This is a genomic window from Serratia sp. J2, from assembly GCF_046269175.1.
In the GTDB taxonomy this organism is placed as follows: Bacteria; Pseudomonadota; Gammaproteobacteria; order Enterobacterales; family Enterobacteriaceae; genus Chania; species Chania fonticola_C.
Map to the genome: position 1 here is coordinate 140,156 of NZ_JBKABN010000010.1, position 14,681 is coordinate 154,836.

Here is a 14,681-nt window from a genome sequence, read left to right on the forward strand (position 1 = left end):
GGAGCGGTGAATGAAGATAACGAATACGCAGAGAATACTGTCTCTGCTGGTGCTGATTTGCTGCGGCACCAGCGTTGAAGGCGCCTCTACTGGCATACTGAACGTCACTGGCTCCATTAAGCTCGCGACCTGTTATTTTGACAGCGTCGAGGGGCAACAACATAAGGACTACGACTGGATGATGCCGCAGGTCTCTGCGGGGAGCCTACGCGCAGCCGGTATGACTCATGGCCGTTCGCTAGGCAGTATCCATATCGGTGGGGTACATTGTACCAATGGTTACACGCCCTATATTACGCTGGGAAATGGGCCGACGGTCAGTCGGGATACCGGCAACCTGGTCAATACGCTGAACGGCGAGGCCGAAAACGTCGAAATCAGGCTTCTGATGAATGACAAGCCGCTGGATTTACGCACTGGCCCACGCGTTGGCTGTGCCGTTATTGCCGATCACCGGAGCCAGTGTGATATCGGCTATGAGTATTATGCAACCGGGCGCGCAACCCCCGGAAAAGTGAAGAGTGCGGTATTGTTTAATATCAGCTATGACTGATTTCTTCAGTGCACCAAGCAAATTGATGCCTGCGATTGTCCGGTAGCAGGCATCACCCCCACCCCACCCCGTCTATGGCATATTTCGTCCAGAGTAAATCTCCTGCATCTCTTTACATAACAGCTTGCCGATCTCCTGTTGCCTGGCCTCACTGAGGGTATGCAACCTGGTGCTGAACAGGTAATTATGCAAATCGAATGCTTTCAGCAACATCTTGGTATGGAAGATATTTTCCTGATAAACGTTCACATCCACCATCTGGTATAACGACTGTATCTCTGGCGAAATGAAGTTTTGGATCGACGTGATCTCATGATCGATGTAATGCTTCACCCCATGCACATCCCGGGTAAAACCTCTGACCAGATAATCAATCGTCACAATATCTGACTCCAACTGCTGGACCAGGTGGTTGAGGGCTTTCAGCGGCGAAATCACCCCGCAGGTCGAGACGTCGATATCGGCACGAAAGGTGCAAACCCCACACCCAGGGTGACTTTCCGGGTAGGTGTGAACACAGATATGGCTTTTGTCCAAATGCGCCACAACGGACTCTGGCTGGAGAGGTTTGACGCCATTTGGGTTTACCGGCTCCTCACTGGCGAGAATAGTCACGCTAGCCCCCTGAGGCTCATAGTCCTGGCGGGCAACGCTCAACACGTTGGCCCCAATCAGCGAACAGGTTTCAACCAGGATCTCGGTCAGACGGTTAGCATTATATTGCTCGTCGATGTAGGCGATATAGCCGTCGCGCTCCTCTGCCGTCTCGGCGTAACAAATATCATAGATACAAAAACTCAGACTCTTGGTCAGATTATTGAATCCGTGCAGCTTGAGCCTTGGCAATTTACTTTGCCTCCCTTGTCCCTTCACCTAATTGCATACGGGCAACGCATTCCGGCAGCCCAGCCTTAATCATGGTTTCATCATTTTTGACGGTGATAAACAGGCACTGCTTATCCTCATCAAATGCCAGGCTATTGGGATGCGGAGCCATAGGTATGGTCTGTAGCAGGCAATAGCGGGCAGTATCAAATACCGTTAGCGTGCCCTCGCCAATATCCACGCGAATGCCTTTGCGATTGGCGACGTACAGCCTTTGCCGCTCGCCATCCCATGCCAGGCCGATCGGCACTTCATCCGTTGCCATACGTGCGATAACGTCGCCATTATCGGCGTTCAGAGCAAAGACCTGATGACCCGCGCTACGGGCAACATATTCACGTTCCAGATGATTGTTACGCCAATCGCTACGGTCAATGCCCTGATCGACACCGAAGATCCGGTTTTGCTGTGGGTCATAGACCATATTAAGCAGTTGATCGGCTTCGATCTCCCATCGGGAAACGATCGTCAAGCTATCTGGATCAACCACAAACAGCTGGCCCTGCATGTTAGATACAAAGACACGGCGCCCCGTTTCATCCAGCGTGATCCCCACTACGTTATAGCCGAAACCGTGAATAATCGTCTCCAGTTGACGCTTGCGGGTATCCACCACCAACAGCACGCTATCGATACCCAACCCCAGCCCTGGCAAGAACAGGCGCTCACTACGTGGATCGAAAACCAGCTCCCGCAGCTTCCATGGAAAACCTTCACTCACGCCAAAGCGCTCCAATTCCCGTAATAAAAAAGCCTGCCGCTCGCCGACAATCCCTTCTCGTTGATACAGTTGCTTGAAAGCAATCTCCTGCATCAGCGCAATGGTGGCGATCGGCCGATTGGCGGCGATATCCACCACGGCGACGGTGCCGTTAAACCCCTGGGAGAGGTAAAGATGCCCACGGCGATCGTCCAGCGCTACGCCAAACCCTTTGACTTGCAACGGGATCTCTTCCTCAACGGCCAGGGTTCGCGGATTTATCCGCAGTACACGGGATTGCCGCTCATCCTCCCAATCGGGAGAGCTGACAAACAGCGCCTGCTGTGAGGCGCTATAAACCAGCTCTACCAGGGTTTTAGCCGGGTAGATGCGCTGAATATCGGTCAACGGCTCCTGCTTCATAACACACTCCTGTTATGGCGTAATGCATCAAGCCGTAGCGCTGGTTGACCAACGGAATCGGCCATAACGGCAAACACCTGACGTGTCGTTTGGACGATCTGCTGCACCTGCTCGCATGAATAGCGATCGGTGCGATAGCTCAACATGACGCGAACCGAAGGCTCGCCGTCGATTTGCTCTTCCATCACCTCAAACTGCAACCCCAGCACCGATTCCGTTTTCTCGGGATCGATCTGGCGAAAGCGGATCTGCTGGCCGTCGGCCAAGCTAAATACCCCGTTAAGCTTATTTTTGGCATGGAGCTGAATGAAGACCTCAAACATATGGCTGTCGCGCGGTGCGCAATCACCAAACAGCCTCTCTTCGACCAGATCGATCGGGATGTCGCTAAAAGGCAGCGAATCATTTATCTGCCGTTTCACGTCATCGATCAGCCCGTTCAGCGTGGTGCCATCGGCAAAACCGATCCGATGAGCGACAACGGTGGTGAAGTAACCGATGGTATCGAAAAATTGCGCGTCGTTACGCCCAGAGGCCGAAGTGCCAATGACCAGATCTTTCGCGCCACCAAGCAGATGGAGTGCCGCAGCAATTCCGCTGTATACCACGTTAAACAGTGAGGCACCCTGCTGTTTCGCCAGGCGGTAAAGCCCAGTGGTGACGGCGTGTTCCAGTTTGAACTCAACCCAGTTGCCGGAGTGAGAAGCCGCATCGGCCTGTTGCGCTTCGCTGGCAAAAATCGATGCCGAAGACGGTGCATGGTGCAAACGTTCCAGCCAGAACCGCAGATGTCGATCGTTGACCCCGGCCTGTTGCTGTTGGATTGCGAACGCGTGGAACGGCGCGGGTGTCTGCTGCCACTCCGGTGCCGATCCGGCGAAACGGCTTGCCATCGCCAAAGCCAATTCATCCATCAGGATATTCACCGACCACTCGTCCAATACAATATGGTGGAACAATAGCGACACCACCTGTTGGCCATTTTCCTCATCCTGCAGGAATGTGATGCGTACCGGTAACTCATCATCGAGCTCAAAGTGGTGGCTGGCTGCGCGTTGTAGCGCCTGATCCAGCGGCACATCCTGAGACTGTGAATGCCAAAACCATTCGTATTGAGACAGCATCTCCGGCGGAACGATCTGCTGATAAACCTCGCCGGAAATGTCGACAAACAGGGTGCGCAGAGCTGGATGACGCAGCAAAATATCCTGGAAGGCCTGGAAGAAAAGCCCTTCATCAATCGGGTCGAGAAAGCGCAGCGCAAAGGGAATATTGAAGGCCTCACCGCAGCCTAGCGCCTGATAGATTTTCCACAATGACCGTTGCGCCAGCGATAAAGGAGCCTGCGGACTTAGCAATGCCAAACTCTCCGCTTGCTTACCCGGCGAAGCGGGCACGTTATTAACTATGTAGGCATAGCGCGCCAGTTGAGCCGCGCTGGGATAGCTGAAGAGATCGTTGATATTGATCTCAATATGCTGCTGGCTCTTCAAACGGCCAATAATGCGGGTGGCAATCAGCGAGTGCCCGCCGCAATCGAAGAAATCATCATCTTCTCCCATCGTGGGCACGGCGAGCGCCTCGCGGAAGGCTTGCAGGATATGTTGCCGTATTGCCGCATCAGATCCCGGCGTGACAGAGGAAGCCACTGCCCCCGGAAATACGGCCACCGAGGTCTGCCGAGCGGCACAATCTGGCAGGGGCAAGCGCTCCATAATGAATGGCTCAGAGGAGTGCGAGAGAACTTGTTGCTGATACAGTGCACTGACCTTTTGCGGTATATCTCGCCAATCCAGCGATGCCGACAGAATGCGATGCACTACCATCCCCAGAATGCCCCCCCTGTCGCCGGAAAACAGCATAAAGCGCAGTGGTGGAGCCTGTTCCAGGTCAAAAGGTATCGCTTTGGCGCTTAACAGGGTGTCAATAGCTTCCTGGGGATGGCGGATCGTCTGGATGGTCAACGCTGGCGGTGAACACGTATTGTCACTGCGCATCAGCCCGCGCTCACCATAAACGTAACGGGCGTTGATACCTGGCAATTGCCGCTGGGTTTGTTCCAGTACGTTGACCAAGCGGCCATAATCCACGGCACCGGTTAACTGCCAGGCCAACACCTGTTGGCCTTCCCCATGTAGCTGTTGCTGGTGTTCGAACCAGGCCTGCTGCTCAAACTCGCTAGCAGCTTCTTCTTCACCGCTGAATTCGCTAAAACTCGTGTTCACATTTCCCTCCCAGGCAAAAACCTGCTGCGCCTTTCATTGACGATAGATGGCCTTAGAAATCCAGTTGGACAACGGCGCCAACCAGCCGTGGCCGCTGAATAACCGCGGTAGAAACGTCGTTATTCATCACCATGACGCGTTTATCAGAATCAAACAGGTTTTGCGCAAACACGCTGACGCGCCCCTGCTTGAAGGTATAAGCCAGCTGCATATTGGCAATCACTCTGGAAGGGATTTTCCCGCGTGGATCGTTGTCGTACTGGGAATAATAGGTATCGGAAAGCGTTACATTACCGCTTAACTCCAACCCCGGCATAAGATTATATTTCGCCCCCATATTGGCGGTGACTGCCGGAGCGCGCGGTAATTCATGCCCATCGATTCTGCTGTCAGAGAATTTCTTGATTTTTGTTTTTAATAACCCTACTGAGCTATTCAACTCAAAATTCCCCGTCGGTTTCCAGATAGCCCCAAGTTCAGCACCATAGGTTTCGACTTTATCTGCATTGCGGATCATCATTGAGCTCATAGTGGAGTCCAGATAATACGGCAGCTGCATGTCTTTATAGTCGTTATAAAACAGGTTGGTGATCACCTCGAGATTAAGATCTTCAATGCCATGGCGGCTATACAACTCATAGTTCCAGACATATTCAGGATCGTAGGTATAGTTGATAAGGGGGGCTGAAAACGTCATCCCAGCGCCACCGCCGTTATAGCCGCGAGCCACCTTGGCACCAAAGGTTTGCCGCGATGAAGGCTTCCACGCAACATCCAGCTTGGGCAGGAACACATCCCAGGTTTGATCAAAATCGACCTTACGCGCCTTGCCGCCCTTACGTTGACGGTGCTCTCTCTCCACTCGGCTGGCGGCGGTAATATCGATATGTGGCAACACGGCCCAGGTCAATTCGCCAAAGGCGGCGTAGGTATCTGTTTTATCCTTGAACGGGCTACCGCCGGGGAACAGGTTAACAAACTCATCCTGCGACGCATGGAAGTAACGCGCACCAACCAGGCCACGCCAACGATCGTTTGGTGTACCGAAAAGCACCAGCGGCTCCATTTGGAACTCTTTGCCTTCGATGTCGGCCCACGGCAGCGCTTCTGCGGTACGGCGATGGTTACTAAAATCGGTATAAACAAACTTGTTCTGGACGCTTAACTGCTCCGACGGCTCCCAGGCAATATCCCAAATACCACTGGTGGATTGGGTCTCAACGACTGGGCGACGCCGGTCAAAACGGGAGCTGGCATGGTTAGCCGGGCTTAGCGCTTCATTCTGCGGTGCCTGGCTTTCATAGTGATTTATCGAAAGTTTAGTGGTGAGATCACGTAGCCCAGCTGGGTTATACAGCAGCTTCCCACGGATGTTGGTCACTTCGATTTCGCGTGGATTACCCACAGGTTCGTAGGAGATCAGATCGACAAAACTCTCCCGCCGCTGACGATCGGCGCTCAGGCGAAACGCCAATTGGTCCTCAACAATCGGCCCCGATAGCATGGCAGAAGCCTGAGTAGAATCCTGATTTCCGCCCCCGGCCCTGACCGCCGAAGTCCAGTCAAACGTCGGATCCTTGCTGCTCATAACCACCGCACCGGCAATCGCATTACGACCCTGAATGTAGTTTTGCGGCCCTCGGTAGACTTCGACCCGTTGCATATCCCAAAGGGATTGCGGCCCGACGGCTAATTCGTTATAGGTTAAGGAACGCCCATCGAGCGAGAGGTTCATACGTGGCCGCGTACCGCTGAGGAAGGCATTGGCGCCATTGGCTGGCCCTGAACCATCAATACCGCGAATGGTTGGAATATCGTTACCAATGCCCGTATCCAGGACGTTGGCCGTCATTTTTAATAAATCGGATACCTGTGTTGCACCGGGCAGTGAATCTATCCGCGCATCGTCAAACACCTCAATACTGGATCCGGTATCGTAAATAGTACGTCTTACTTTTTCCCCGGTAACAATAATGGTATCAGGCTCGTTATTCTCATTGCGTATTGGAGCATCATCGGCAGCAATCGCATCCGCTGCGGCGAAAACACATAACCCCAGCATGACGGAGGGCATATGATATTTTTTATAAATACGTTGGGGCCTGTTACATAATGAAACCGGGCATTTTTTATCACCCTTTAGTTCGCTCATTGATATCTCCTTTGCCAAATGCACACTAAATTTTTATTTTTCAACTGAGCGACAAAGAACACACTGCTTAATTGGCTGGTCTTTACGACCTTATTATTCGTCATCCACCAGGATTTCCCGAGGTACGTCGGCCAAGAAACAAGTAAGCCAACGCACGTAAACGATAATCATTTACAATATTGAATGCAAATCAATTTGATCATATTTGCGACACTCATCCCTTAGCCTTAGCGACAGCCGCCACGCAGTAGCAGAGCCAGCAAGTACCCGCCACCTATCATCCCCGTCATTAATCCTACCGGCATCATCAGCCCTGATGGCTGTATCTGGGCGACAATGTCGGCCCCTAACAACAGGCAGCCGCCCACCAGACCCGCACTGATCACCGGCAGGTTCGGACTGCGTGTCAGGCGGATTGCCAGCTGTGGGGCCATAAGCGCGATAAAGGCAATCGGCCCTGCCGCGCTGGTTGCCACCGCAGCCAGAATCACGCCGCAAAACGTCATAATCTTGCGGATGAGATCAACACGGACACCCAACTGGTGGGCTACCTCATCCCCCATTGTCATGATGTTCAACGCCCTGGCACACATCAGCACCACCGGCAATAACAACGCGATGCTGGTGGCCACAGGGATAACGTGCAGCCAGTTTCTCCCCTGTGTGGTTCCCGCCAGCCACAAAGTGGCCATCACGGCGTTATCAATATCGCCTTTAACCAGCAGCAAACCATTGAGTGCACTGAGTACCGCACCAACACCTATGCCCATCAATATCAGACGGTATCCCTTTACCACACCGTGATGATGGGCTAGCCAGTAGACCAGCAGCGACGTCGCCAGCCCCCCGGCCATGGCCGAAAGCACAATCGCCACGGTGTTACCGTTAAGCAGGACAATCTGCACAATCGCACCGGTTGCCGCACCGGTGGTAAAGCCAATGACGTCTGGCGATCCGAGCGCATTGCGCGATACGGACTGAAAAATCGCCCCTGAGATGCCCAAGGCACCCCCAACGAAAACCGCCGTCAACACGCGCGGCAGACGGATCGCCCTGACAATTTGCTGCGCCATGGGATTTCCTTCCCCCGTGATGGCTTGCAGCACGCTCGATACCGGCAACGTAAAGCGCCCCACCGTCAGAGCGAAAGCGGCAGCAACCAACAGCAGAGAGGCCAAAGCCAGGCATACCAGCACCGTCCTGTTGACGCTCATACCCGTTCCCCCTGCCAACGCTTCACCAGCAACACAAAACAAGGACCACCGGTTAGTGCCACCATGACGCCAACGCTGACTTCACCGGGATAGCCAACGATGCGCCCCAGAATATCAGCCAACAACACCAGCATGGCGGAAAGCAGCATGGCCCAAGGCAATAGCGTTCGATGCTGCAATCCGGCAATGGCACGGGCAAAATGCGGCGCGGTCAGGCCAACAAAAACGATTGGCCCAGCCGCCGCCGTGGCCGCTCCGGCCAGTATCACGATAATCAGCGCGGACATGACCACCAGCCAGCGCGGATTAACGCCGAGTGCCTGGCCGGCATCCGAGCCGAGTGCCGCAATATCCAGCATTTTGCTGCTGGCCAGCGCCAGCAACAGCCCCACGCCCACCAGCATGGCAACCGGGAGCAGTACGTCGAACCCTCTTCCCTGTAACGATCCAATCACCCAGTGCCGGAAGCGATCGAACGCCTCTGGTTCACTGTTGATAATGACGAGCTGAGTCAGGCTAAGCAGCACAATAGTCAACGCGGCTCCGGCCAGCACAATCCTTACCGGGTTATTGCCATCAATGCCGCCCACCAGCAACACCACAACGCTGACTATCGCCGCACCGGCCACGCCAAACCACATACTGCTAAAGACATTCGTCACATCAAACAGCGCAATTGACAAGACGATCGCCAACGTGGCACCGGCATTCACCCCGAGCAGGCCGGGATCCGCCAGTGGATTACGGGTGAGCGTCTGCATGATGACGCCAGCCGCGCCAAGTGCCGCCCCAACCACCATTGCCAATAAGGTGCGCGGCAGCCGTAGATAGCAGACCAGTAAATGCTCACTATTGTGCGGATCAAACTGCGTGATCGCCTGCCAAATCACCGCAGGCGGAATGGGGCGAGCACCGAAATAGAGGCTAAAGCAACTGAGAACCAGCAGTAAAACCAGCCCAGAGACCAGGCCAGCCTGTCGCCAAGCACGCATTTCACCGCTCCTGCGTTGGGCTACCGGCAAAATGGCGGACAATGTCTGCCACCATCTCACTGGCGCTGTAGTAATCCACCCGGAATGCATGTGCACCGAGGCTGTAAACCCGGTGTTGTTGTACCGAAGGCAACCGCTGAAGCAGAGGGTCATGCAGAAACTCGTTAATCCTGACGTCGCCTGCGCTCAACAGAAACGTGGTGCCCGCCGTTAACTGCGTCAGATTCTCATATTCAGCCCAGATAAAGTCGCCGGAGCGGGTAAGATTGCTTTGCCAGGCCGGGTTTGGCGCTTCGATCGAAAACCCTAACGACTCGAGTAAACGGGCATGCACGCTGGCCGGTGTTGCCACGGGATTGACCGTTCCCGGGCCGTTAAAATTGATAATATTGGCTTGTCCATCAGGCAGATGGATTTGCTGGCGGGCGTTGGTAAGCAGCGAGTCAAAGCTGCCGATCCGCCGTTCAACCTGCGCCTCAAGCCCCAGCGCGGCTCCCAGCTCACGGGCCAGAGCTTGCCAGGTCTGGTTGCCATAATTCACGATAATGACCGGCGCAATGGCCCTCAGTTCAGCCAAATGAGCACGCGATGAGTCTGCACCATTGATTGAGACGACGATCAAATCGGGGGCGGTGGCATAGGCCAGTTCGAGATCAACACTGCCCGCAGGCCAGGCTTTAGCAATGTTGCGCTGCTCGGCCACCTTGACCCATTGCCCAAAGAACTGGCCGTTCACGGCCGTCGCGCTGGCGACAACCGGCGCATCAATCGCCAGTAACGTTCCGGTGACACTGACGGAAGTAGAAAGAATACGGCCCGGAGGGGACGGGATCTGAGTGAAGGAGCCATCCGCGTTGTGAAACGCCCTGGGCCAACCTTGTGCAAAGCCCTGGCCGCTGCCCATCAGCAAGGCCAGTAATAATAAAAACCCCAACACGGGATGACGACGTTTACCCGGTAACAACCTCATCTTCTGCTTGCTCCCTGTGCATAGCCCCGGGGTGCCATCTCAGTGACCACGGAGTGAATTTATGTGCCTCGTATAACCTTACCCTGCTCAATGTATCGCCAACAACATAAAAAAGAATAATTTTCATTCGCATTAAGCTCTGTTATATATTTAGGCGGCTTCCGTTGGCCAATCAGGAACGATATGCAATGAAATCATTGACTCCAATGCAGGCGGCCTCATGGGTAGGCAGGCACTCTGAGCAGGCATTAGGCGGCGTTGCCGCACATTTGTACGCAGAATTCGATAGCACCATCACTGATATCCCCCGCTTTCGGCACGCTGTGGACGCGCTCTATCGCACGCACCCAATGCTGCGTCTTCATGTCACCGCAGAAGGGCTACAGCATGTGGTTGCCAGTCATCCACCACTGGGCATCGATGATTTTTGTCATTACCCACCAGCCGAAGTACAACGATTGCTGGCTGACAAGCGGCGGCGCATGGAGAACCAGCAGTTGCTGCGTGATCAAGGCTACCCGTGCGAAATCAGCCTGACGATATTGCCAGGGCAGGCCAGCCGGCTGCATATCGATCTGGATATGATCGCCGCGGATGCCCTCTCTTTTCGGATCGTGGTGGAAGATCTCGCCCGCTTCTACCAACAACCACCGCCACAGTGCGCCCCAGTGATGGAGGTCGCCTGGTTTCGCTATCTGGCACAGCGTTCTCACGATCCGCTGCTGCTTAGCGCCAGAGAACGAGACCGCGCCTGGTGGCGGCAGCGTTTAGCGGATATTCCCCCTGCTCCCGCCATTCCCTATACGGACAGGCAGTGTCAAACCCGCAGAATGGCAATCCAGCTTAATCCCCAAATCAGCCATGCCTTGCAGCGCTGCGCGCGTCACCACCATCTGACGTTAAGCTCGCTTTTCCTTGCTTTGTTCAGCCTGACGATAATGGAAGGTTTCAGGCAACCCGCGTTGCGCATCAACGTACCGACCTTTTTCCGCGCTCCCAAGATTGCGGGCGGTGACGACATCGTCGGTGATTTTTCCGATCTGCTGTTGTTCAGCGCCGAGCTGCGACCCGATGAAACGCTGCTGCATTATTGCCAGCGCACCATGACGCAGTTGCACGAAATCCTGGGTCACGGCGGCTATTCAGGGGTGAGCGTGATGCGCGACCTTTCGCGCCAGCAGGGCCAACTGCAATACTCCCCCATCGTCTTTACCGCCGGGTTCGGTATCTCCGGTGGCGTGCTGTTCTCTGAGCGGGTCGACAGGCAATTGGGTGAACTGGCGTGGGTCATCTCTCAGGGGCCGCAAGTCGCGTTGGACGCGCAGGTAGCCTGGATTGGCGATGAAATTCTGATCAACTGGGATGTGCGTGAAGATGCGTTTCCCCCCGGCCAACTGCATCAACTCTTTACGCGTTTTCACAGGCTCGCCGAACGCCTGGCCGCGACACCGCAGCATATTGATGACAGCGTTTCCCGCTGGTTGGCACCTCCAGCGGCAGTACGGCAAAAGGAGAAGCGAATGGGGAAACCATTAACGGCGCTCCAGCAGGCTTATCTGCTGGGAAGCAGCGAGCAATGGCCGCTCGGTGGCGTTGCCATGCACGATTTCAGGACCTTTAGGGGGCTCATCGATCCTGCGCACTTCCGCCGTCGGCTGGCAGAGTTGGTTAATCACTTCGCCGCGTTACGCACCTGGATCGAGGAGGAAACACAGCAGCAGCACATTCTGCCTGAGCTGGATCCTCATCTGGAAGAAATCGATCTACGCGATGCCAGTGAAGAAGACGCAGCTAAAAAAGTGCAACAGCTACGGCAGCATTACCAACAGAGCCGCCACGATCCGTCGTCGCCCCCTTGGCGGATCATTCTGATTACCTTGCCTGGCGCAACGGAGCACCAGATTTTCACCAGCTTTGATGCGCTGATCCTCGACGGCCAAGGGATCTCGCATATCATCGCCCGGCTATTTGATGAACAACCGCTTGCGGCACTTGAGCATGACACTGCACCGAGCGAAGCAGATGAAGAAGAGCGGGAGCGGGCAAAAGCCTGGTGGCAAGACAAGCTGGCGCAGGTCGTTACTCCTTCCCGGCTTCCCTGGCAGCAACCTTTGGGCGAGATCGTGCAACCCTGCTGGCGGCGTGAACAACAAATTCTGGATGCCAGCCACCTGAAGCTGCTCACTCGCCTTGGTGCATCCCGGGGGCTATTTGCCAACACTACTCTGTCGGCTATCGTACTCGATACGTTGGCGCTCTGGTCGGAAGATGAAGCGCTCACGGTCGGCATCCCCGTTGCCTTCCCGGCCAAAGAGGGGCAAGCCACCAATCGATCGACGTTTATTGCCATTCACTACGTCCGTCATAACAAGCCGTTAGTCGACAATGCCCAACGTTTGCAAGAAGACATTCTTGGCGGATTGCAAAACCTTGCCTGGTCAGGTGTGGATCTGGCTCGCCAATTGTCACCGCGAACCGGACATGCTCCCGCGCTGCCGGTGATCCTGACCAACTGCCTGAGCTGGGAAACGCTTCCGGCCAACACGTCAATCCGTACCGAAAGCGGTCTGACCCAAACGCCGCAGGTCGCACTGGATATTCGCCTAATGTACGATGAGCAGCGCAATTTACTGATAATTGCCGACTATGTTGAGCAGGCTCTCGCGCCCGAACAGGTGAGCGCTATGCTGAATGCAATCCACCAGCGTATGTTGCATATAGTCTCTCAGGGTTCGCTGAATATCCCCGTCCACGAAACGATGAATTACCCGCATTACCGGGCTAACACTCCCGCCAGCACAGCCGTAAGCGACGATTTTCTGGGCCGCATCGCAGAAAATCTGTTTTCCGGCACTCGTGATGGGGTAGCCGTGATCTGTGGCAAACAACAATTGCGCTGGCAGGCGCTGGGTGAGCTCGTCGCCAGCATGGCCAACGGACTGCTCGCACGTCAGTTGAGGGCGGGGAGCGTGGTGGCAATTTATCTTCCACGCGGCCTGGAGCATATCGGTATCTCGCTAGCCTGCTCCCTGTTAGGGATTATCCGGGTGCCGATAGATATTAGTTCGCCTACAGAACGGACGGCATTTTTACTGGAAAATTGCCAACCCGAGCTGGTGATATGCGATGAAGACGCCGCAATCCCAGGCTCAGTCACGCCTGATGAGCTCAAATCCGCCAACGTCAGCCCACCTCGGTTTGGCGCTCAAAGCGACAGCAGCCAGCCCGCCTATTATCTCTATACCTCTGGCACCACGGGCAAGCCGAAATGCGTCGTGCTGAATAACCGGGCAACGGCCAACGTGCTTGGGCAAACCCTCGCCCACTGGCAGATCACCGAGCGAGATGTCTTTATCTCGGTAACGCCGCTGCACCACGATATGTCGGTGTTTGACGTGTTTGCCTCACTCAGCGTGGGCGCAACGCTGGTGCTGCCAGCCAGGCATGAGGAAAAAGACGCCATCAGTTGGGGCCGCCTGGTGGCACAACACCGGATCACGCTGTGGTGCTCTGTGCCAGCGATCCTGGAAATGCTGCTGGACTGCGCAACGCCAGAGCAGCTCTCCTCCCTGCGGCTAGTAGCCCAGGGCGGCGATTACATTAAGCCCGCCACCATCCGGTTATTGCGTTCAAGGCATCCTCATCTGCGGCTGATATCACTCGGCGGCCCGACGGAAACGACTATCTGGAGCATCTGGCACGAGATCACCGCTAGCGACACGGAACAAATTCCCTATGGCAAGCCGCTGGCGGGTACTCAGTATTTTATCTGTCATGACAGCGGTGAACATTGCCCTTGCGGCGTGGCTGGGCGCATCCACACAGCCGGGGCCAATCTGGCCTGTGGCTATCTGGAGAATGGAGCGTTAGTGCAGCACGACTTTGTTGACGTGATGACTCCAGATGGTATTAGCGAGCGAACGTTCCGTACCGGAGACATTGGCTATTACCGGCCTGACGGCGTCATCATGTTTGCCAACCGTATTAATGGCTACGTTAAAATTCGCGGCGTACGGATTTCACTGCCGGAAATCGAAGAAGCGTTGCGCCAGCATCCAGCCATCGAGGATATTGTGGTGCTCGATTACGCGGTGGACGATACACCAGAAAAGTCGTTGGGTGCGGTCTATCTATCAGCACATAAGGTCCTGCCGAGCATGTCGGAGCTGCGCATCTTCGCACAGCGCTATTTGCCCGCAACTCACATCCCTGGCCGCTTCATTGTGCAAACCCGCTTTCCCCTCTCGGCAAATGGCAAAGTCGATCGCCATGCGCTACGTACCGAACTGGAACTATCTCATTCGGCAACGCTCGCCGCCCCGGCGACACCTCAGCAAACGGTACTGGCAATCTATTGCGCCGTGATGGGCCAGCCGCTGCGGCCTGAATGGCATCATCAGACCCCGTTTCTTGCCATGGGGCTGAAACTCAGCCATATGCCCACGCTTAGAGAGAGGATCAACGTGGAGCTCGGCGTTTCACTGCCAGTTGCGACCTTGATTAAGTGCAAAAACGCCGATGAGGTTTGCTCGCTGCTGCGTTAAAAAGCCAATCTCCGCCAGCGAAC

General features: G+C 55.1%; 9 protein-coding genes. 2 read left to right on the plus strand and 7 right to left on the minus strand.

Features of this window, described 5'->3' with window-relative positions; genetic code table 11:
* The first annotated feature begins 10 nt into the window (after window positions 1-10).
* The gene (locus ACKWMY_RS12840) at window positions 11-553 is read left to right on the plus strand and encodes a hypothetical protein (RefSeq protein ID WP_308870533.1); all 543 of its coding nucleotides are present in this window, start codon (window positions 11-13) and stop codon (window positions 551-553) included.
* 72 nt (window positions 554-625) lie between these two features.
* Here the strand turns inward: ACKWMY_RS12840 and speD are convergent, their stop codons facing one another.
* The 7 genes from speD to fepB form a co-directional block, all read right to left on the minus strand.
* Entirely contained in the window at window positions 626-1,399 is a 774-nt protein-coding gene (gene speD, locus ACKWMY_RS12845) for an adenosylmethionine decarboxylase (protein ID WP_024529011.1), read from the minus strand.
* Window position 1,400: 1 nt separating this feature from the next.
* Window positions 1,401-2,561, minus strand: coding sequence for a hypothetical protein (locus tag ACKWMY_RS12850; protein WP_309047960.1), 1,161 nt, complete (start codon window positions 2,559-2,561; stop codon window positions 1,401-1,403).
* Window positions 2,558-4,786, minus strand: a complete 2,229-nt coding sequence (locus tag ACKWMY_RS12855) for a condensation domain-containing protein (protein ID WP_409486400.1) — start codon at window positions 4,784-4,786, stop codon at window positions 2,558-2,560. Before ACKWMY_RS12855 ends, ACKWMY_RS12850 begins: the two co-directional genes overlap by 4 nt.
* Window positions 4,787-4,838: 52 nt before the next feature.
* Entirely contained in the window at window positions 4,839-6,860 is a 2,022-nt protein-coding gene (locus ACKWMY_RS12860) for a TonB-dependent receptor (RefSeq protein WP_370505614.1), read from the minus strand.
* Window positions 6,861-7,165: 305 nt separating this feature from the next.
* Window positions 7,166-8,152 carry a FecCD family ABC transporter permease gene (locus ACKWMY_RS12865; protein WP_409486401.1) on the minus strand — a complete coding sequence of 329 codons (987 nt, stop codon included), beginning with the start codon at window positions 8,150-8,152 and terminating at the stop codon, window positions 7,166-7,168.
* Window positions 8,149-9,144 (minus strand): FecCD family ABC transporter permease, encoded by a 996-nt coding sequence (locus ACKWMY_RS12870; protein ID WP_409486402.1) that lies wholly within the window; start codon window positions 9,142-9,144, stop codon window positions 8,149-8,151. Before ACKWMY_RS12870 ends, ACKWMY_RS12865 begins: the two co-directional genes overlap by 4 nt.
* A gap of 1 nt (window position 9,145) precedes the next feature.
* On the minus strand, window positions 9,146-10,114 hold the full coding sequence (gene fepB / locus ACKWMY_RS12875) for a Fe2+-enterobactin ABC transporter substrate-binding protein (protein WP_074031753.1): 969 nt from the start codon (window positions 10,112-10,114) through the stop codon (window positions 9,146-9,148).
* Window positions 10,115-10,302: 188 nt separating this feature from the next.
* Between fepB and ACKWMY_RS12880 the strand changes: the two genes are divergently transcribed.
* On the plus strand, window positions 10,303-14,658 hold the full coding sequence (locus ACKWMY_RS12880) for an amino acid adenylation domain-containing protein (RefSeq protein WP_409486403.1): 4,356 nt from the start codon (window positions 10,303-10,305) through the stop codon (window positions 14,656-14,658).
* The last annotated feature ends 23 nt before the right edge of the window (window positions 14,659-14,681 follow it).

Coding starts and splice junctions, on each gene's coding strand:
- ACKWMY_RS12860 (WP_370505614.1), bottom strand. CDS start 6,860: ATGCCCTCCGTCATGCTGGGGTTATGTGTTTTCGCCGCAGCGGATGCG.
- ACKWMY_RS12870 (WP_409486402.1), bottom strand. CDS start 9,144: ATGCGTGCTTGGCGACAGGCTGGCCTGGTCTCTGGGCTGGTTTTACTG.
- ACKWMY_RS12865 (WP_409486401.1), bottom strand. CDS start 8,152: ATGAGCGTCAACAGGACGGTGCTGGTATGCCTGGCTTTGGCCTCTCTG.
- ACKWMY_RS12850 (WP_309047960.1), bottom strand. CDS start 2,561: ATGAAGCAGGAGCCGTTGACCGATATTCAGCGCATCTACCCGGCTAAA.
- ACKWMY_RS12880 (WP_409486403.1), top strand. CDS start 10,303: ATGAAATCATTGACTCCAATGCAGGCGGCCTCATGGGTAGGCAGGCAC.
- fepB (WP_074031753.1), bottom strand. CDS start 10,114: ATGAGGTTGTTACCGGGTAAACGTCGTCATCCCGTGTTGGGGTTTTTA.
- ACKWMY_RS12840 (WP_308870533.1), top strand. CDS start 11: ATGAAGATAACGAATACGCAGAGAATACTGTCTCTGCTGGTGCTGATT.